Annotated in this window: 12 protein-coding genes; all 12 read left to right on the top strand. The window is 46.5% G+C overall.

Annotation, left to right across the window (positions count from 1 at the left end; genetic code table 11):
• Positions 1-134: 134 nt before the first annotated feature.
• Positions 135-1,754, top strand: coding sequence for an aromatic amino acid ammonia-lyase (locus tag L3V43_RS16030; protein WP_010606259.1), 1,620 nt, complete (start codon positions 135-137; stop codon positions 1,752-1,754).
• A 137-nt stretch (positions 1,755-1,891) separates the two neighbouring features.
• Positions 1,892-2,185, top strand: a complete 294-nt coding sequence (locus L3V43_RS16035) for a phosphopantetheine-binding protein (RefSeq protein ID WP_010369398.1) — start codon at positions 1,892-1,894, stop codon at positions 2,183-2,185.
• A 34-nt stretch (positions 2,186-2,219) separates the two neighbouring features.
• Positions 2,220-3,716 carry an AMP-binding protein gene (locus L3V43_RS16040; protein ID WP_237116864.1) on the top strand — a complete coding sequence of 499 codons (1,497 nt, stop codon included), beginning with the start codon at positions 2,220-2,222 and terminating at the stop codon, positions 3,714-3,716.
• Complete coding sequence (locus tag L3V43_RS16045; RefSeq protein ID WP_237116863.1) at positions 3,709-5,892, top strand: beta-ketoacyl-[acyl-carrier-protein] synthase family protein; 2,184 nt, start codon at positions 3,709-3,711, stop codon at positions 5,890-5,892. The genes L3V43_RS16040 and L3V43_RS16045 overlap by 8 nt, the downstream gene beginning before the upstream one ends.
• Before the next feature lies 1 nt (position 5,893).
• Complete coding sequence (locus L3V43_RS16050) at positions 5,894-6,661, top strand: ABC transporter ATP-binding protein (RefSeq protein WP_010369407.1); 768 nt, start codon at positions 5,894-5,896, stop codon at positions 6,659-6,661.
• Positions 6,654-7,769, top strand: a complete 1,116-nt coding sequence (locus L3V43_RS16055; protein ID WP_010369409.1) for an ABC transporter permease — start codon at positions 6,654-6,656, stop codon at positions 7,767-7,769. Before L3V43_RS16050 ends, L3V43_RS16055 begins: the two co-directional genes overlap by 8 nt.
• Positions 7,766-8,164: a 3-hydroxyacyl-ACP dehydratase FabZ gene (fabZ, locus tag L3V43_RS16060; protein ID WP_010369411.1), complete on the top strand. Its 399-nt coding sequence runs from the start codon at positions 7,766-7,768 to the stop codon at positions 8,162-8,164. The genes L3V43_RS16055 and fabZ overlap by 4 nt, the downstream gene beginning before the upstream one ends.
• 11 nt (positions 8,165-8,175) lie before the next feature.
• Complete coding sequence (locus L3V43_RS16065; protein WP_010606256.1) at positions 8,176-8,907, top strand: SDR family oxidoreductase; 732 nt, start codon at positions 8,176-8,178, stop codon at positions 8,905-8,907.
• Positions 8,904-9,611: a hypothetical protein gene (locus L3V43_RS16070; RefSeq protein ID WP_102056428.1), complete on the top strand. Its 708-nt coding sequence runs from the start codon at positions 8,904-8,906 to the stop codon at positions 9,609-9,611. The genes L3V43_RS16065 and L3V43_RS16070 overlap by 4 nt, the downstream gene beginning before the upstream one ends.
• Positions 9,608-10,363, top strand: coding sequence for an alpha/beta fold hydrolase (locus L3V43_RS16075; RefSeq protein WP_069018711.1), 756 nt, complete (start codon positions 9,608-9,610; stop codon positions 10,361-10,363). Before L3V43_RS16070 ends, L3V43_RS16075 begins: the two co-directional genes overlap by 4 nt.
• 23 nt (positions 10,364-10,386) lie before the next feature.
• Positions 10,387-14,940 (top strand): non-ribosomal peptide synthetase, encoded by a 4,554-nt coding sequence (locus L3V43_RS16080; protein ID WP_237116862.1) that lies wholly within the window; start codon positions 10,387-10,389, stop codon positions 14,938-14,940.
• Between the two features lie 3 nt (positions 14,941-14,943).
• Positions 14,944-21,267: non-ribosomal peptide synthetase (locus tag L3V43_RS16085; protein ID WP_237116861.1), on the top strand; the 6,324-nt coding region annotated here is incomplete at its 3' end.

Raw genomic sequence — 21,267 nt, forward strand, 5'->3', positions numbered from 1 at the left:
ACGGGACGTTGGTTAAGTAGTACTCGCCTCTAACAAGTATGATTGGGTTTTCTAAACAATTTCCCGCCATACAAAAATATAAGCATTGTGAAAATCACAATCGGATTCATTATTTTAGTCAGAGTAGGAAAGTCATGAACCAGTACAACACAGAAAAGGAAGCAATTCAGGTCGAGAAAAAGCTCGGTAGTATTGTTTTCATCTCGCAAGATCAATCACTTTCTCTGGAGTCAGTGCAAGATTACGCAGCTCAGCCCTTATCCAAAGTAAAATTGGACGAATTGGCACTAAAAGCTAGAATCGAGCAAAACCGTCAATACCTGGACAATAAATTAGCAAATCAAGAAGATATATACGGCGTGACGACTGGTTTTGGTAACTCAGCAAGTAACCGTATTTCGACTTCTCTCTCTGAAGAATTACAACAAAACCTCATTGCTTATCATGGCTGTGGCGTTGGTGATTACCTTTCAGAGTCTGATTGTGCCGCGACTTTATTGATCCGCATGAACTGTAATGCCAAAGGCTTTTCGGGCGTTAGTTGGGAATTGCTGGCGCAAATGGAAACCTTTCTAAACAACCGCATCATCCCAGCTATCCCTTCTATGGGTTCAGTGGGTGCGAGTGGCGACTTAACACCACTTTCTTATGTCGGTGCCGCACTTGGTGGTAAGCGTAAGGTGTACTATCAAGGACAACTACGTGAAACCGCTGAAGTGTTAGAAGAGCTAAACATTGCGCCATACAAGCTAAAGCCGAAAGAAGGTTTAGCTATCATGAATGGTACTTCGGTTATGTCTGCCATCGCCACGAATGCGCTAAAAGACATCCGCCGCGGCATTGATTTAAGCTGTAAACTGATCGCGCTTTATGTCGAACTTATCGAAGGTCGTGCATCGCCATTCCATAAACGCGTACACGAACTTAAACCACACCGCGGACAGCAGATCTGCGCAGAGAAAATTCTAGAACGCTTAACTAACGTCGATCAGCGTTTAGGTCGCAGAAACCGCACCGATGACAACATTGAGTTTGGCAAGCAAGAAACGTTCAGGTTACAAGATAGCTATTCAATTCGCTGCTCTCCGCAGGTGTTAGGTCCATTAATTGATGCTGAGATGTGGGCATCACAGATCCTAACGACTGAAATCAACTCTGTGAACGATAACCCACTATTTGATGATGAGAACGACCTTATCCTCAACGCGGGTCACTTCTACGGTGGTCACGTTGCAGCGGTGTGCGATACCCTCAAGCCACTCGTTGCAAACATGGGCGCCTTACTAGAGCGTGAATTAGGCATTTTGGTTGACGACCGTCTTAACGGTGGAATTTCTAACAACTTGGTTGCGCGTGAAGATCTTGGCGACAAAGCTTGGGTACACCACGGTTTCAAAGCAATGCAAATTACCTCTTCTTCTCTTGTTGCAGAAGCACTGAAAAATGCAGGCCCTATGTCAGTATTTTCACGCACAACAGAAGCACTAAACCAAGACATCGTCAGTATGGGCACCATCGCCGCACGTGACCTTCGTCGTATTACAGATCTTATCAAGCCAGTTATTGCTATTCAGGCAATGGCGATCCGCCAGGCATTTTATGTTGATGGGAAAGATGCAAAAGCAGAGAAACTCAACGCACTTTCTCGCGAGTTTTTCGACGAAATCAGCAGCAACTTCCAACCAGTCATTGAAGATAGGCCGATGGATGTCGAAATCAACAATATGGTTAACGCCCTATTTAATGAGCAGTAACCCTCTCTAAGTCATTTTTGAGATGACGATAACGCTATAGCTGGCAGCTTCACTGCAGCCAGCTAGGGCTTGTTGTTGCTCAAAAACCGCTAATGAGACGTAAACTACACACCAGAGAAACTAAAAAGGATATAAAAATGAGTAGCTTAGAATCAATAACACAATTTATTAAACAAGACATCATTGTAGACAATTTAGAAGTGGTAGATAGCATTGATGAAATCGAAGATGATGCTCAACTTATCGGTGACGGTCTAGATCTAGACAGCATCGAGGTGCTCGATCTTGTGGTATCTATCGAGAAAAAATACAACCTTAAGTTCAAAGATTACCCAGAACAAACCATTCAAGAAAAAATGAAAAACGTCAGTACCTTAGCTAGCTTTGTTCACGAACAAGTTGAAGCACAAACAACAGCTGAAGCTTGTTGACCTGACCGTAACCATTTTCGCTTGGAAGGACACCATGCAAACATACAGTGCCATTCGTTCAACACTCATGCAACTGATTGAAGCTGAGTTAGAAGTAGATAAAGAACAACTAGACGTACTAAGTGACGACGCCAATTTAATTGAGGCGCCACTGTTTCTCGACTCGGTCGACCTTATGCAGTTATCTGCTGCATGTAAAAAAGCGTTCCAATTAAAAGACTTGGGCGAATTGAGCACTGTAACTTTGGCGACTCTAACACGTCAAATAGCGTTAAACTTAACGCAACAAAAACAAGCAACACCCTTGGAGACTTGGGCAGATCAAGTCACCTCTCTCAAAGAGACCGATTTACTAGCACTGATACAGCGTAGTCTAGAGTGCGAGATCAACGGTCAGGTTCGCCTTATCAAAGACAGCACGCCCTGCGATATCATTGTGAGCACTATGGTGTTATTAGCGCACAATATCACTCCGGTATTAAGTGCGAATGCGGCCGCGAACGCCAATGCGTTTAGCTGGCGAGAACTCCCGCTTGCCAATCAAGAGGTAGAAGTTCCGTTTCATTCCATGACGGCATTTTTACAACAGCATAGCGATAAGACAATTGGCTTTGAAACGTCAGGCAGCACAGGCAAGCCACAAACTTGGCATAAATCCATCGCCTCACTCCATGCAGAAGCTGTCACCTTTGCTGACACTTTCTCGTTTGACGCAGTAGATTATTTCTGTGCCTGCGTTGATATCCGCCACATGTTCGGTTTTATTTGGGCATTTATGCTCCCTCTGCAACTTGGCAAACCGGTGTGTTACGAACTTGGTTCTACACCGGACTTACAACCAGTAAGAGATAAACAGGTAGGTGTGATCTTAACGCCAACTATGTTTGACTTTGTGACCGATCAGTTAAGTCAAAACCACTGTTACTTAATAAGCTCAGGTGCACCATTCAAAGGTGAGAAAGAGCAAAAGCTTGCCGACCTTATTTCTTCCCTATCGCTTTCAATACAAGCTTTTGAGGTACTAGGCAGCACTGAAACCGGCGGTATCGGCTATCGTCCATTAGGCAACAACGAAACGCACTTTACTAAGTTCACTGCGGTCGACATTTATCAAAATGCCGAGCGTAAAACCATGTTGAGATCGCCGTTTTTAGTGGCTAATTGTGAAGAGTTTGAGCTCAAAGATAAGCTGATTTTCAGCAATGAAAACCAATTCACACACGGTGGGCGCGCAGACCAAATATTTAAGTATGCAGGTAAACGCTACTCGCTACAAAGTATAGAAAAAATCCTCCAAGAACGCTTTGCGGGACTTCGCCATCGCGTGTTTTTTATCGAGGACAATAACAATAATAAAGGGGGCGAGCTGGTCGCCTTTGTCGAAGGACTATCTTGCATCCCTACACTTCAGGACATCAGAAGTTGGTTTAAAGATTTACCCACGCCGCAGGTTCATTTTTTGGCGCAATTTCCAGAAAACGAGCTCGGCAAAATCACCCTCTCGGCACTACAGGAATGCGTACATGAATAATAAACAACAAACTTTCATTACTGGTTATGGTGTGCTCTGCGCAGCGGGCGAGAATCGCAAAGCGCTGCTAACTAGCATCAAGGAAAACCGCACTGGTATTGACCGCATTAATCGTTTCGACACACAGGGACTAACACACAATGTTGGGGCGCTCGCTATCAACTACGAGCACCACAGCGCAGAACATTTTGATATGGATCTGGCGAGCCAATACGCTATCCATGCCGTTACAGAAGCACTTGAGCATGCAAATTTAGCCTTAACTGAGATGGACAGTACCCGTGTGGCATTTATTCTCGGTAATGCAAACTGCGGTATGTTTTCATTGATGGAGAGCCTTAAAGGTCAGCATCAACTAGGGTTTAAGTTTTATCCACCACATCAAATTGCAACCGATGTCAGCCGCCACTTCGATATTCAGGGCCCTGTAATGACTTTCACCTCGGCCTGTACCGCAAGTAGCAGTGCCATTGCTTTTGCTAAGCAACTTATCGAAAATGACCAAGCAGATGTTGTCATTGCTGGCGGTGCAGATGCCCTCAGCGAGCTAGTTTACGGCGGCTTTCAGTCGGTACAATCCTTGAGTCCTGAACCTTGTGCTCCGTACAGCGAAAAAATGGGATTAAGTTTAGGTGAAGGCGCAGGTTTTTTAGTCTTTGAATCGCAAACACATGCTAATAAGCGTAACGCAACGCTGCGATATCAATTGCTCGCGACAGGGTCGAGCTTAGATGCTCACCACGCTACAGCGCCTAACCCCGAGGGCGATGGTGTACGCCGCGCTTTTACGCAGACATTGTCCTATGCGCCCGTTGCAGCAAGTGATATTGAATATATCAACAGCCACGGGACTGGTACGCCAGCAAACGATGGCGCAGAGCTAAAAGGGATCCAATCAGCCATTGGTGAACAGGCCATGCGCGACGTCTCGGTTTCAAGTAGTAAATCTTACTTTGGTCATACCCTTGGTGCCGCTGGTGCCGTAGAACTTATTTCAACTTTGGTCAGTCAGGATGAAGGGCTTCTACCAGCAACACTGGGTGTCGACTCAATAAGGTCTTGTTGCCAAGCATATCAATTAGTGACCAATCAGGCGAAACCTCAGGTTGTTGATGTTTTTGCGGTGACTAACTCAGCGTTTGGTGGCCACAACACCAGCATGCTACTCAGTAAACATCAGAAAACGTCGATTAACACGGCGCCAAAACCGGTGTATCTACTTGCCGCCACCAGCCTGTCTGATACTGAAGTATACAATGCTCGACAAAATAGCACCGACCACTTTGCTGAATTTAACTTAAAACAGCAGTTCTCTGCACTTTTCCAGCGCCGTACACCGTGTGTTGCACAATTTGCCTTGGGTGCCTGCCAATTTACCTTACAAGACAGCGATCTCGATCTAGCGCAATTACCACTGCCAGAATTCGCAGCCTACTATGCTAATCCCATTGGTTCGCTGGAAACCTTAGATAAAAACCTCGCATCATTTCAAGATGGCATTGCAGAGCTAAAAAGTACGCATTTCCCCAATACCGTCGTCAATGCCACACTAGGGCAACTGGCACTCGGCTTCGGCTTTAAAAACTCGGCCACTTGTGTGAGTGATTTAGGCAATGACTTTTTACATGCGCTTTGGAGCGCAGCACTTGATATGCGTGAAGGTCGAAGTCGATATGCGATGGTATGTAGCTCGCAAGACGATACTGCACTCTCGCAGCAAGTCTGGGCTGCACATCAATTCCAAGCAGATATCGGTCATTTTTCCAGCGCGGCGCTCTTGGCAACCAGCGAAGTGTTACCGGCAGGCTACCAACCTCTCGCAGAAATCATTGATTTTATTCAAATCAATGATGCGCAGGAACATCAAGCACTAGACAGATTATTAGCAAGCCATGCTAGGAAGCTGAGCCAAGTAGGCAATGTCGTGTTAAGTACTTATCACGATGAAGCGTTTGCCACCATTGCAGCAAGCTTGGACAGCCATTTACCACAGGCCCAACTTATAAAATATCAGCCACAAACCACGCCTCTACACAGTACAGAATTAGCAGTGCGTGCGCTAATGCATGCACTCAACACCCCAGCTGGTGATACCGAGTTAGATCAAACCCTACTCCTAAGCGTTAATCTCGCGGGAAGTATGACGGGATGTATTTTACGAACAGTAAGGAAATAAGATGACGACCGTGATCGAAGTGAAGAACTTAAGGAAGGTCTACAAAAGAACACGAAAAGTTGCCGTCGATGACGTCTCTTTTAGCGTTAGCGAAGGCGAATGTTTTGGACTCCTTGGGCCCAATGGCGCCGGAAAAACCACGACGTTGGAAATACTTCAGGGCTTGCGTAGTGCAACGTCAGGTGAAGTGACGTTATTCGGTCTTAATTGGAAGCAACACGAAACCAAACTTCGCAGCCTTATGGGTGGCGTGATGCAACACAATAACCTCTACGAAAAACTCAAAGTAAAAGAGTGCGTCGAGCTATTTGCCAGCTTTTACCCAAGCTACACGCCAATTGATACGCTGCTTGAGCGCTTCAATTTAAGCGAGAAAAAGGACGCTTGGCTAAGCGAACTCAGCGGAGGACAAAAGCAACGCGTATTTTTGGCGATGGCAGTGGTTGGCCAGCCCAAGTTGGTGTTTTTAGATGAGCCAACTACGGGACTTGACCCCACGAGTCGCCAGGAGTTTTGGCACATCATTAAAGATCTCAAAGAAGCTGGTACCTGTGTGATGTTAACGACGCACTACATGGATGAGGCAGAGTTCTTATGCGACAACTTAGCCATCATTAATTCAGGTCAAATCATAGAGTCAGGCGCGCCAAGCGACATTATTAATCGCACCTTTGAGACTCCGGTGATTAAAGAACCCAGAAAAGCCACACTCAACGACGTATTTTTGAAACTCACAGGTTCCACGATGGAGAGGGAAAGTTATGCCTGAGTTAAGTCAAACTAAGTTATATCCATTTTGGCAATTAATGATGGTCAATATTCGACCTTTTTTCCGTGATAAAGCGGTATTGCTATGGACATTCGGTTTACCTATTTTTATCGCCCTATTGTTGATCCAAGCCTTCTCCGGTGGACCAAAAATGTCTCCTATGAATGTGGTGGTGATGCATGGCGAGCAAATTGAACAGAAATGGCTTAAAGCGATGGAGGAAGATCCACTCGTTACCGTTACCCGCCTCTCACAAACCGATTCAATTGTGCTGGAAGACAGCTTTGCTTCTGCTCAGCTGGCGGAAGTGATCAGCTCACCAGGCTCAGTGCTACGTAAGCTGCAAAATGAGGTGAGCCCTGAAGTTTACCTTGCCCCCAATGCTATGTTTTCTACTCATAACTCCGATGAGTCGTTAATGGCACGTAACTATCTATTGCGTCTTAAAGCGCAAGCTAACGGCGAAGAGATGCGAAGCAATGTCATTAGCGTCAAAGGTTATCGTTACACTGACTGGTTGATCCCGGGGATCATCGTGTTACAAGTCCTTGGTTTAGCACTGGTGTCGATTGCCAACAGTTTAGTGTCGGACAGACAAAACGGCTTTTTTAAACGTCTACGCCTTTCTCCTTTCAAACGCCGTGATTACATCATTGGGATCGTGCTCGCACGCTTATTCTTGCTGGTGTTCCAAATGCTGATTCTGTTCGTCGCATTTCACTTTTTATTTGGTTACACGCTGCAAGGAAACGTGCTGGATATCATTGCAGTAATGGCACTCGGTTCATTTTGTATCTGTATGCTCGGCGTGTTAGTCGGCGCCCGTAGCCAACGGGTTGAAGTCTCATCAGGGATAGCTAACTTACTTTACTTTCCGTTGATGTTTTTATCGGGCATCTATTTCGACACCGCTAACTTCCCCACTCTACTGCGAGAAATAGTTTCGTTACTGCCAACCACTGCGTTTTTGGATGCACTGCGCTTAGTCGCAAACCAAGGCGTTGAACTGGCTGCGGTAAGTCGTCAACTGATTATTTTAGGCGTCACCAGCGTGGTGTTTTTCCTCATCGTTTACTTCTGCTTTGACTGGGGAGATGAAAAATCATGATCACCGATAACTTGCCGCACAAGGCACCATTTAAGTTTGCAGACAAGATAATCGAACATTCACCGGGAGAGATGATTGTTGGACTAAAGTTTGTCTCGCATAACGAGCCAGGCCTTCAAGGACATTTTCCGGATGAGCCTATTTTCCCGGGTGTGTTAATCATTGAGACCATGGCGCAGATCAGCGGCTTGTGCTGCAACAACACGCACAAAGGAGGCATGCTGTCTTCCATAGAAAAAGCCAAATTTAGTCGCCCTGTTCGCCCCGGCGAAATCATTAAAGTAACGGCAAAACTAGAAACTGAATTTGGTGCGATGGCGCGCTTTAAAGCACAAGCACACGTTGAAGATGAGTTGGTTGCAAAAGCTGAACTCACGATTGTTTACACGGATTAAGGAACTTGGTTGTGTTTACTGGAAAGACAGTAGTAGTGACTGGCGTATCCAAAGGGATAGGCAAAGGCATCGCACTCGCCTTTTTGCAAGGTGGTGCTCGAGTATACGGTATTTGTCGCACACAAACCCCCATCGCGGAGTTACACAAACCTGAGTATCAAGCTCGTTTCACTCAACAAAGCGGCAATATTACCGACAGCGAGTTCGTCAACTCCGCTATTCGCCAAGCGATAAGCGACACGGGTCGGGTTGATGTGTTAGTGAATAACGCTGGGATCACGAATGATAGCTTGTTCTCTCAGATGTCGTACGACGCTTTTCATAACGTGTTAGATATCAACTTCAAGGGTACATTGCTGTGTTGCCAAGCGGTGTTACCAGTCATGACTAAGCAAGGTGCAGGCAAGATCATCAACATGGTGTCGCAAAGCGGAATAAGCGGACGTGAAGGCCAAGCCAACTACGCGACCTCAAAAGGCGCAATTATTGGCCTCACTCGGACTATTGCACGGCAATATGGTCACTGTGGTGTTTACTGTAACGCACTCGCTCCGACGTTTATTGCAACCGATATGATTGATGATATCCCCGCAAGCATTATCAACCCGGTGCTTAAACATACCGCACTAGGTCGTGTTGGGAGCGTCAAAGAAATTGCTGATGCCACGCTATATCTCGCTTCTAGCGCCTCTAACTACCAAACTGGAAATGTGCTTCGTTTGGATGGAGGGCTTGCGGTATGAATGCTCAAGCGTTTATTTTACTTTATCCAACAAGTGAGTTTGATAGCCACTTCGTTACCCATTTGCTGTCGCAAAAACATCCGTTACTCCTTATCAATGCAAGTGCTGAGGTGCTCGAGCATAATCCAGAAGCGAGCCATATCCACCTCAACGCTCCCCTCTCGGAGTTAAATACCAATACATTACTAGATTGGTTTGAACTCAATAATAATCAGCAAGAAGTGATGGTACTGCATTGTGCCAATCGCCTTGATGAAAGCAATCTACTCGAAGACATTGCCGTTGGCGAGCAAGTGATTGCGCGTCTAGAAAGCGTATTTTCGGTCCTCAGAGTCATCGCGGACAACCTCAGAGTAAGTGGTGGAAACCTCGTCTTTTTAACTCAATCAGACACCTTAAATTACGAATTAGAAGCCACCGCCAGTGTCTGTAACCACGCTCATAATGCGTTGATGATGACGCTCGCGCGCGAGTATCAAGGTAGCAAGCTGGCAGTTAACAGTTTTGTGTTACCGCTACTGGCTACCGATAGCAAAGCCGCAAGAATCCAAAAGCGCAACCTAAAAGGAGGCGTACTGGGTGCACGACCTGCGGTATACAGCTATCAAGACTTGGTGGAATACCTAGTCAACTTTATGAAAACCAACACCATGCTCACCGGTCAATCCATCGCATTCACACCAACGCTGGAGCTCAAGCTATGATGCCGGTTGACTTATACTGTTTCCATCACGCAGGTGGCTCTTCTTTGTTTTTTAGGGAATGGGCCAAACATTTACCTGCGCATTGGCAACTCCACGGCATCGACTTACCGGGCCGTGGTACTAAAGCAGGCATGCAATCTTTACGGGACTGGGATGAGGCACTTAGTCACCTAAGTAGTAGCACGCAACTTCAGCCGCGTAGTGAGCGGCTGTGCGTGTTTTTTGGTCACAGTCTTGGCGGGATGGTGGCTTATAAGCTTGCCGATCATCTTGCTAAACACGCACTGACAACACCGGATTTACTCTGTCTATCAGGGTGTCGCGCGCCAAGTATTCCCTCGGCTACCCAGTACTCAAAATTGACTGACTCGGACTTGCTCACGACTTTATATCATCTCGACATGCTGCCTAAACATCGTTTAACGAAGGACGTAGAAGCGGTTGTGGCCGCCATGTTTAAAGACGACTTTATGTTAGCCGAGCAACCCGTCAGTACTGACATTACGTTGACGATGCCGGTCGAACTGATCCTCGCCACACAAGATCACTTGGTTAAGCCTGAGTCACACCAAGCTTGGTCTGAGTACTGCGAGAACCATTTTCAGCACCATCATGTCGATGGCGGTCATATGTATTTACAACAACGCCCAACGCTGGCGTGTGAGGTGATTGTCGCCGCTGTAGCGCGACACTTAGCACGCTTGCAGCAAACAAAATACCAAAAAGCAAACTGGCAAAAGCCGTTGTGTTAAGGCGAAAAAACAAGGATCACGCAATGAACTCACAGTCCAATTCCGCCAATTTCAAGTCTCTGACAACGAGGCAACTTCACGTATGGCAAGCCCAACAGCTTGATTTGGCAAATCCAGTATATAACATCGCTTGCGCGGTACAATTTACCGGCGGGCTCACAGCCGAGGTGCTAGAGCGAGCCTTAGTGTTGCTATTTGCAAGACACCCAGTTTTATCGAGTCGTATTGATGAGGCTCATGGCGAGCCACAACTCGAATTATTAGCCAGTGCCCCTAAGTTATTAGCCGTGCCTGATGAGATTGCCGCTTTTAGTGACTCTGTCACCGCCAAAACCTTAATTGAGCAAGCTATCGATATCACTAAAGAGACCTTTCAATTCTACGCTTGTAGCTCAGAAACTCGTTTGCTATTGACCATCAAAGGGCATCACATCAACTGTGACCAGTGGGCATTGCAAGTACTGATGAGCGATTTACTCGCATGTATAGAAGCGGTGCTTGATAACTCTGAACTTGATCTCGCCCCCCTTGATTATCAAGTGATGTTTGAAGAAAAGCCTGAGCGTGCAGCAACTTCACAACAGAGCGAACTCTATCCTATCGATTTTTACCAGAGTAATACTGAGGCACTCGCGCACCATTATGACGGCATCGCGTTTCGTGAAGAAAACCCAGAGGCACTCAAACAAGTAAAACAGGTGGCCTCTCAAGCTGGCGTTACGAGTTTTAGCGTCGTGCTTGCCAGCGTCTTTTTGACTTTATTTCATACCACTGGGCAAACCGATTTGACCATAGGGATCCCGATGGCTCGCCGCACCCGTAAAACACGCGCGATCTTAGGTCATTATTCAGACGTTGAAACGGTTTCTATTTGCGATATTGAGCAGTACACAGGCGCATCGCTTATCAGTGAAGTCAGTAACCAGCTCACCCAATTACTGCTGTCAGGAAATAATAATAAAGACGCTGCAAAGCATATTAATGTCACCTGTAACTACTTAGCCAAGCTAAAAAGCAATGGCATTCGTCCAGGGATCACCCCGTTGATGATTGGTCGCCAAGGGTACGAACTTGCTTTGGGCACAGCGGGAGATACCATTATCAAAGGGGTATCCATTGAGCCTGGTGTTTCACAATTTGATATCGAATTTACGCATTTTGAAACCGAAGGTGGCCTTTGTCGTAAAGTGGTCGCCGCTAAGTCTGTCTTTTCTCGCGTGGCAATGACACGGATCACCGATATTCAGGCGCGCTTTATTGAATTACTTACCCACTCTAGCGATCTTAATATCGCCGAGCTGCCTGTACTGGATGAAGAAGAGCAAAAGCTGATCTTGGCGCGCAGCAATCAAGATAATGAAACGTTCTTTTCCGACACCACTTTAAATCACTGGTTTGAACAAGCGGTAAGTAAACACCCAGATCAAATCGCGCTACAAACCCAAACACAATCTATCGATTATAAAACCCTTAACGCCAGAGCCAACGCCCTTGCCTTGCATTTACGGGAGCAATATCAGTCTCAGTATCAACAACCCCTCACTGCAGATACGTTAATTGCGCTGTACATGCAGCCTTCTATCGAGATGCTGATTGCAATTCTTGCTGTCACTAAAGCGGGTGCGGCTTATGTGCCGCTGTCTCCCGACCATGCCAGCGAGCGAACAACCTTTATTCTAAGTGATACTAACCCAAGCCTATTGATTGTCGATGAGCAAGAGTATGCCGCTGCACAAGAAAAATGCCGTTTGGCGGAGGTGGCTTGCCCATTAGTTACACCACTCAATGCCCAGCAACAAAGCGACACAGCCCCTGTCATAAACCAATCACCGCAGGATTTGGTATACATCATTTATACCTCGGGTACGACAGGCCAACCAAAAGGCGTGATGCAAACTCATGAAAACGTCGCTCGATTGTTCACGGCAACGGAACAAGATTATGGCTTTGACCATCACGATACTTGGGTGCTTTACCATGCCAATACTTTTGACTTTAGTGTATGGGAAATGTGGGGTGCCCTACTTTATGGCGGTAAACTCTGTATTCCTGACAACAACCTGATCCGCGATTTTGAGGCCTTTGCAGACTACTGCTCAGATAATCAAGTGACTGTGCTTAATCAGACTCCTGCCGCATTCTATGAATTTAGTGCAGCGGCACTAAGCGCAAAATTGAATTTTGACAAACTGAGGTATGTGATTTTCGGTGGTGACAAACTTAACCCCGAAATGCTCAACCCTTGGTGGAACTGCTACGGCGATGAACAGCCGCTATTGGTCAACATGTATGGGATCACTGAAACCACGGTGCATGTCACCTATAAAGCACTCACGCAACAATCAAGTTCTAAAGCCTCTCATATCGGTAGACCCATATTAGATATGAAAGCGTACGTACTAAATTCCAAATTGCAGTTGGTCGAACCCGGTGCCTGCGGTGAGTTATATATTGGCGGTGCAGGTCTTGCTCGTGGTTATTTAAACCGCGAAGCGCTCAGTCAAGAACGCTTTATTAGCAGCCCGTACGCAAGCGAACAAGATATTCAACAAGGACGAGCCAGACTGTATAAAACCGGTGACTTGGCAAGACGCCTGCCGGATGGTGAGTTGGAGTATATCGGTCGTAACGATAATCAGGTGAAGATCCGTGGCTACCGTATTGAACTGGGTGAAATCGAAAGCGTGATCAACCAATTGCCAGAAGTTGCCCAAGCGGTGGTTATCGACCGTACCCTACAAAGTGTTCCCTACCTAGCCGCTTATATCAAGTTTAAGCCACAACATCACGGCCAAACTGCCCAAGTGAAAGCCCATGTGAGTCAAGCGCTACCCAGTTATATGCAGCCAAAAACGTGGACTGAGCTTGCGGAAATACCTTTGACTGGCAACGGTAAATTAGACCGTAAAGCGTTGCCAGAGCCTGAACTGGTAAGCCAAAGCGAATATGTGGCGCCGCAAGACGAAACGGAAGCGCAACTGTGTGAAGCATTTAAAACTTTGCTTGGTGTTGAGCAAGTGAGCACCAAAGATGATTTCTTTGCTATCGGTGGTGATTCTATTCTCACGATTCAACTCGTTGCTTTGCTCAGAAAGCAAGGCATTGAACTGCAAGTGAAAGATATCTTTGATTGTCCAACTGCAGCGGCGTTAAGTCAGCGTATTGTTAGCGTACAAGCGAATCAACGAGAGATAACACAGGAGCAAGGCCTGCTGAGCGGACGCTTTGATCTACTGCCAATTCAACAATGGTTTTTCAATAAAGCACTACCGGAGGAGAATCATTGGAATCAGGCATTTGCAATCAGGATCCCAAGCGGCTTTAGCCAAATTCAATTACAAGAGGCGCTACACAGTTTAAGTGATCAACATGATATGTTGCGCACAACCTTTATGGAATTTGAAGGCCATATTACGCAAGAATATAACGATGTGAGTACCATGGCGCCACTCAACGTCCTTAACGGCAAGTCACACGATGTACAAGCAGAACTCAACGCGCGACAAAGCCAGTTCGATATTTGTAATGGCCCACTTTGGCAAGTTACACATATCGAAGCGTTTTGCGAAGACTACGACCTGCTTCACTTTGCACTTCACCACTTAATCATCGATGCGGTTTCTTGGCGGATCATCGCGCAAGATCTGCAAACCCTTTTAGCACAAGGAGAGTTGCTGAGTAAACGTACCAGCTATCGACAGTGGGTAGAAATGATGCAAGCGTACCCGGCAGCACACCCGCAGGAAATGGCATTTTGGCAGCGTTTAGCAACCAACTTGCCAAGCTATCCGCCAAGCATGGCTGCAACACCATCAACCGCTTGGTTAGAGCTAGACGCGCACACCACGGCCCGCTTCATACGTGACGCGAATGCAGGCTTCAATACGCAAGGTGAAGAGTTACTACTGGCTGCTTTGTGCCAAGCATTGAGTAAAACCTTTAAGCAAACTCAGCATGCTATCACGTTGGAAAGTCATGGTCGTGAAATGTGGCGTGATGATGCTGATATCAACCAAACAATTGGCTGGTTCACTTGTTTGTACCCGCTACGCCTGACTCAACAAGCGACACTAAGCGACACCATTATTGATGCCAAAGAAGCGCTACGCCAGATCCCGAATAAAGGTCTTGGTTTTGGTAGTGCACAACTGCAAGACACCAGCTTAACGTTGCCAAGTATCAGCTTTAACTACCTGGGCCAAATGGGTGGGCAAAGCGATGCGCTTTGGCAAATAGACAACCAACTGCAAACCGAGACAAGTTCTGCACAAAACGGCTCGGATCTGATCCTCGATATCAATGCGCTAGTTCAGGGCGAACAACTCAGGATCAAAGTGGATTCATTACTAGATGGCAATCTTACCGATGCCTTCGCTACTCACTTAACACAAGCGCTACATGACGTATTGGATACGGCGCTCGAGGCGAAAAAGCGCGGCGGTGTAAGCACCCCTAGCGACTTTGGCGCGGGCTCGCTTTCTCAGGATCAACTAGCTGCACTGCAATCTCAGTTAAGTGAAACACAACTAGAACAAACCACGACTCAGTCTGAAAAAACACAAGAATTAGAGATTTAAACCATGTTGAATTTATGCCAATCACTTGCAAAGGATAACATTGCGCTTTGGGCCAATGGAGACAAACTTAAGATTGTCCATGGTGAGCAAGGACTCAGCCAACAATGGGTTGACTACCTCAAAGCGAATAAAGCCGTATTATTAGATTACCTTGTATCGCAACAAGTTTTTTCCGAACAAGACTTTGAACAGTTGCTAGCGACTGAGCATAAAAAGGCATCTGAGATCCGTGCCATCTTCGATGCTAACAGTATGCAAAAAGGTTTTGTTTATCATCACCTTGCCCAACCAAATGACGATGCTTACCGCGTTCAGTTAGTCATCGATTACCATCAAGCACTCGATGTCGATGCTTACCAACAGGCTTGGATCTTGGCATCAATGCGTTACCCTGCGCTACGTACTGCGTTCAACTGGGAAAATGAAATCATCCAAGTGATCAAAGGAGGAGCCGGATTTACCCCAAATCACTTCAGTTTTCACGACTTGAGTAGGTTAGACCACATTGAACAACAGACACGTATCGATAAGCTCATTCACGACGACCGTAATACGCCTTTCGATTTGACTCAGCCGGGATTAATGCGTTTTGCTATCGTTAAACGCGCTGATGCACATTACACTCTAATTAAAGCAGAACACCATAGCATCAGCGATGGTTGGAGCTTTCCGGTGATGCTACAAACCGTGCATCAAAACTATGCCAAACTAACCAAAGGCGAGCCGGTCATTGTTGAAGAAGAAACGGCTTACCTACAAACACAAGCGCGCTATCAGCAAAATCAAAAATCTAGCGATAGCTATTGGCAAACCCAAAAGGCACAATTTGGTGAGCCCAATGATATCAACCGCTTATTGAGTAAAAATATTGACCAATCTGGCTCGTCACAGATCCACAAAGCAGCGGCGAACGAATTAAAGCTCTCTTCAGAGCGCCATCAACAGCTCAAAGCATTTGCTAAACAACACGGACTAACGCTGAACGTCTTAATGCAATTTGCTTGGCATAAAGTACTGCAATATTACTGCGACGCTGAGCAAACCATAGTAGGCACAACGGTCTCGGGTCGTGAACTCCCCATTGACGGGATCCATGCCAGTGTTGGTTTATATATCAACACCCTACCTCTTTCCCTTGATTGGCAAGAACCGGCCAGTATTCGCACCCAGCTTACAGCGCTGAAAGAAAAAATTGCAGAACTTAACGGCAACAGCAGTGTTTCACTGTCGCAACTACAAGAGCCGAATACTCGCCTGTTCAACAGTCTATTTGTATTTGAAAACTATCCGACACCAGCGGGACAAGACGTGCTCGAATGGTCATTCGATAAGATGATTGAAAAAGTAGACTATCCGCTCACCATCAGCATTGTTGAACAACAAGATATCTTGCTACTTAAGTTGAGCTTCTGCGAAACCATGTTGGCACCAAGCAAAGCACAGCGATTGCTCACCCAAATGACATTGGTGTTAGATGCCATTATTGCTGATGAGAACCAGCCGCATAGCCAAATTTCTTTGTTAAGTAATGATGAGCGAGCACCAATGGTTGAGGTAGATGAGCATGCAGATTATTTGCACTCTACTATCCATGAATTGGTTGCTCAGCAAGTACAAAAAACGCCAACTCGAATAGCGCTGGTTGAAGGCGAAATGCAGCTGACCTATCAAGAATTAGAACAAAGCGCGAATAATCTTGCCGCCTACATTAAAGATCATGTGGACGTTGGCAGCCATCGCTTTGTTGGGCTTTTCTGTGAACGCTCTATTGCAATGGTAATCGCAAAACTGGCTATCCTAAAAGCGGGTTGTGCTTATGTACCGCTTAATCCTGATTATCCAGATCAGCGCATAGAGTATATGCTCAACGACACGCAACTTGGTTTGATTTTAACACAAAGCGAGCTGCGCCCGCGTATCGAAACACTCGTTGTAAGTTGTGATGCAGAGCCGCAAATTACCTGCTTAGATAGCTTGTCTTTGTCTGATGCAGCGCCCGTACTATCAGGCGCACATGCGCAAACCGAAGCCTATGTGATCTATACATCCGGTACGACAGGTGAGCCAAAAGGCGTGGTCGTTCCACACCGTGGCGTTGTTTCTTTGGTACAAGATACTGATTTAATAAACACGTCAGAAAACGACGTGTTTATTCACCTATCTAATCCAAATTTTGACGCCGCAACGTTTGAAATTTGGACACCACTGATAAACGGCTGCAAATTGGTTGTAGCAAGTGCGCAACAAGGCGCGGATCCTGACAGCCTATCAAGGTTAATTAAACAACACGGTGTTAGTGTACTTTGGCTAACGCGCACACTGTTTGATTCGCTGTATTTACAACAACCTGATATTTATGACAATGTCCGCTGCGTACTAACAGGCGGTGAGGCAATCACTCCAAGCATAGTTAAACGCATTCTCGCCAGAGATACGCGACCAGAGTTGGTGATAAACGCATATGGTCCAACTGAAAGCACGACATTTACCACTTTCTATCCATGTGCCAATATTGATGGCCCGGTGCCCATCGGCCAAGCCATTAATCATCGCCAAGTATTATTGCTTGATAAACATCTTAATCCAGTGCCATACGGCGCGACAGGCGAGATATTTATAGCGGGTGCCGGACTTGCCTGTGGCTACCTTAATAAACCAGAAATGAGTGCTGCGCGCTTTATCGATAACCCGTTTGCAAGCGCAAAGGCCAAACAACTCGGGCTAGATAAACTGTATAAAACGGGAGACTTAGGACGTTGGTCCGAGTCTGGCGTACTAGAGTTTTTAGGCCGTAACGATCACCAAGTGAAGATCCGCGGGTTTAGGATTGAGCTTGCTGAAATAGAAGCTCAACTCAACGAATTGGCGCAAGTGAAAGTCGCCGCTGTGGTGGTATTCGAACAAGCGGGCAACAAGCAACTTGCCGCATACGTGGTACCAGAGCACGGCGAGTTAGACCTAAATGCAGTAAAACAGGAACTGGCTCAGGTTTTACCTAGCTATATGATCCCAAGCTACTTTGAAGTGATGTCGGCGTTACCGTTTAACAACAATGGTAAGCTGGATCACAAGCAATTGCCTATTCCAACCGTTGTGGATGAAGACAACTATCAAGCCCCGAGCAGCGAATTAGAAAAACAATTGTGTGGTATTTGGCAGTCAGTATTGGGCCTAGAACAAGTGGGCGTTAATGATGACTTTTTCAAAGTCGGTGGCGATTCTATTGTCAGTATTCAACTTGTGTCTGCGCTGCGTAAAGCTGGTTTTAACCTTCAGGTTAAAGACATCATTGACGCCCCAAGCGTGGCAGCGCAGGCCTATTTAATTCAACACGTTAGCACTGAAACCATTGAACTTATCACGGAGCAAGGTAGGTTAAGTGGTGAGTTTGCACTACTGCCTATCCAACAGTGGTTTTTCGGTTTAGAACTACCAAATCCACACCATTGGAACCAAGCATTTACCCTTAACTTACCTGAACACATTGAACACACGGGGCTGACTCAAGCTATTCAAGCGCTGAGCGAGCATCATGACATGCTACGTTGTCACTTTGTTCAGACCAGCAACGGGGTAAAACAAGCGTACCAAGCGGCAATAGAGCTTGAAGTCCCATTACTTGATGCAACGGCTCTGAGTAAAGACGCGTTATTTAACGAATTGACCAAACTACAAAGCCAATTTGATTTATTCAATGGCCCCCTGTGGCAGGCAGCGTTGGTGAAAACGGCCGAGGGCAGTCAGGTATTCTTTGCCTTCCATCATGCCATTATTGATGTGGTATCGTGGCGGGTGTTAAGCCAAGACTTACAAACCCTATTAAATGGTGAAGCACTAACAGACAAGCTTACCAGCTATCGTCAGTGGGTGGATGCCATTGCCACCTACCCTTCGGCTCACCCTGAGCAAGCGTACTATTGGCAGCAGGTACAAAAAGGCTTTACTAGCCAACCCACTTACTCAGCACAATCACAATACAGCATCACGTTTGAGCAAGAAACGACCGCTAAATTGCTACGAGATGCCAATCTTGGTTTGAATACTGACATTAACGACTTGCTTTTGGCGGCACTCAATATTGCCCTACGCAGCACTTTTGACAGTACCGTTAATCATATTCAACTTGAAGGTCATGGTCGTGAAAATATAGATCCGCGCTTGGATGTGTCGCAAACCATAGGCTGGTTTACCAGTATGTATCCTGTGCGCCTTGAACACCACGACGACGTGATTGCAACCATCGCAAACACCAAAGAAATGCTGCGTCAGATCCCGGATAAAGGCGTGGGCTATGGCGCTTTTGTACAAGCTGGCAAAGTCAGCGCAATTCGCCCTCAGGTGAGCTTTAACTATCTAGGTCAATTGAATCAGCAACAACAGCAAAGCCGAGACTGGCAGCTGGATGATACTCAAGCAGGCTATGTGATGACAGAGGCAAACGCTCAGGCTGACAATGCACTGCTACTCAACATCAATGGCGCAGTTCGCGGTGACAAGCTTCACTTTGATGTGGTTTCGAGGTTGAACCAATCACAGTCGTTGGCATTTGTTGAGCACTTTGAAATGGCGCTTCATCAGGTCATTAATGCAAGCTGTGAACTAGCCGCGCAAACACCACAGCAAACCCCTAGCGATTTGGGATTAAGCGACTTGTCTTATGGGCATTATCAAGCGCTGAGCAAGCACTATAATATCGAAGCACTTTACCCGGCTAATAGCTTGCAACAAGGCTTTATCTATCATGCTGTTAACTTCCCAACGGATGATGCCTACCGAGTGCAATTGGTCATGGATATTGAACAAGCGCTAGAGGTTGAACACTTTATTCATGCCTGGCGTTTAGCGTCGCTTCGCTTCCCTATTCTACGCACCGCTTTTGATTGGCAAGAATGTCTACTCCAAGTGGTGTGTCGCGACGCCAGTATTGATGACAGCCACTTCACCATAGTAGATCTGTCATCCCTTGACGGGCACGGCCAACAGCAAGCCATCAGCAAAGCCCAAGCCGCAGACCGACAAGTTCCGTTTGACCTAAACCAACCGGGGCTAATTCGCTTCACCTTATTTAAGCGCAGTGAAAACCTCTACACGCTTATCAAAACCGAGCACCATGCCATTAATGATGGCTGGAGTGGACCGTTAATGCTGCAAGCTGTCGCGGGATATTATCGCCAGCTTTGTGCTGGGAAAACACCAGAGGTGCAAGCGCAGCAAACCTATTTAGAGGCGCAAGCTTATTACCTTAAAAATGCCAAGCAAACTCGGACATACTGGCAGCAACAACAAGCCGAATTTGATACCGCAAACGATATTAACTTATTACTCGGTGGTCAGTATGACTTGTCGCAAAGTCGAATCGTTGAGCAAGTGCAATCGGTGCAGTTTAGTCTTCAAGGCGAGGCGTTTAGGTCGCTACAACATACTTGTCAACAAGCTGGCGTAACCCTCAACGTTGCATTGCAATTTGCTTGGCATAAGTTACTGCAAACCTATTCTGGTGATAGCCAAACGATTGTTGGTAGCACAGTTTCCGGTCGTGAAATTCCAGTCAATGGGATTGAACAAGCGGTCGGTTTGTTCATCAACACCTTACCTTTAGTGGTGAATTGGCAAGCAGAAGCAAGTTGTAATGACATTCTCAAAGCCATTCAAAAAGGCGTAGCTGCACTCAATAGCCACAGCGACATGAGCTTGTCGAAACTGCAACGTGATGGTCAACGCTTGTTCCATACCCTATTTGTATTTGAAAACTACCCGACTCCAGAAAATACCGGCAGTTGGAAGTTTAGAGAATCAATAGAAAAAGGCGACTATCCGCTTTCTGTGGTGGTCCAAAGCGAACAAGACCGCTTAGACTTTGTGATGCATTACAACGGGGAATGGCTGAGCACCGCACGGGCAGAGTGGATCCTTGACCAAGTACAAGCTATTTTGGTTCAGCTTGGGGAGCGACTGACACAAAGCCATCAAAGCATTAGCTTGGTCAATAACCAAATGCAGACAACGCTTAGCCAATGGCACAACAACGCCGAGTCATTTGCCACCGACAAAGATCTGGCAAGCTTAGTAGAGCAGCACGCCGCTAACACCCCTGAGCAAGCGGCCATGTTAACCAGTAGTGGTGAAGCGCTGTCTTATGCCGAAGTGAACGGTAAAGCCAATGCCCTTGCACAGCAAATCCTTGCTCAGCACCCCAAAGCACAAGCTGGCCTATTGCCTGCCGATACCCCTATCGCCCTCTACTTTTCTCGCAGTAGCGAGATGCTTATTGCTATTTTGGCCGTGCTCAAAGCCGGTGGTGCCTATGTGCCTGTTTCACCGGATTAC

The sequence above is a fragment of the Pseudoalteromonas sp. L23 genome (assembly GCF_021728455.1).
Classification (GTDB): domain Bacteria; phylum Pseudomonadota; class Gammaproteobacteria; order Enterobacterales; family Alteromonadaceae; genus Pseudoalteromonas.

Bases quoted from the DNA above. Each gene is read 5' to 3' on its own strand.
- L3V43_RS16075 (WP_069018711.1), top strand. From the start codon at position 9,608: ATGATGCCGGTTGACTTATACTGTTTCCATCACGCAGGTGGCTCTTCT.
- L3V43_RS16080 (WP_237116862.1), top strand. From the start codon at position 10,387: ATGAACTCACAGTCCAATTCCGCCAATTTCAAGTCTCTGACAACGAGG.
- L3V43_RS16030 (WP_010606259.1), top strand. From the start codon at position 135: ATGAACCAGTACAACACAGAAAAGGAAGCAATTCAGGTCGAGAAAAAG.
- L3V43_RS16050 (WP_010369407.1), top strand. From the start codon at position 5,894: ATGACGACCGTGATCGAAGTGAAGAACTTAAGGAAGGTCTACAAAAGA.
- L3V43_RS16035 (WP_010369398.1), top strand. From the start codon at position 1,892: ATGAGTAGCTTAGAATCAATAACACAATTTATTAAACAAGACATCATT.
- L3V43_RS16045 (WP_237116863.1), top strand. From the start codon at position 3,709: ATGAATAATAAACAACAAACTTTCATTACTGGTTATGGTGTGCTCTGC.
- L3V43_RS16070 (WP_102056428.1), top strand. From the start codon at position 8,904: ATGAATGCTCAAGCGTTTATTTTACTTTATCCAACAAGTGAGTTTGAT.
- L3V43_RS16040 (WP_237116864.1), top strand. From the start codon at position 2,220: ATGCAAACATACAGTGCCATTCGTTCAACACTCATGCAACTGATTGAA.
- L3V43_RS16055 (WP_010369409.1), top strand. From the start codon at position 6,654: ATGCCTGAGTTAAGTCAAACTAAGTTATATCCATTTTGGCAATTAATG.
- fabZ (WP_010369411.1), top strand. From the start codon at position 7,766: ATGATCACCGATAACTTGCCGCACAAGGCACCATTTAAGTTTGCAGAC.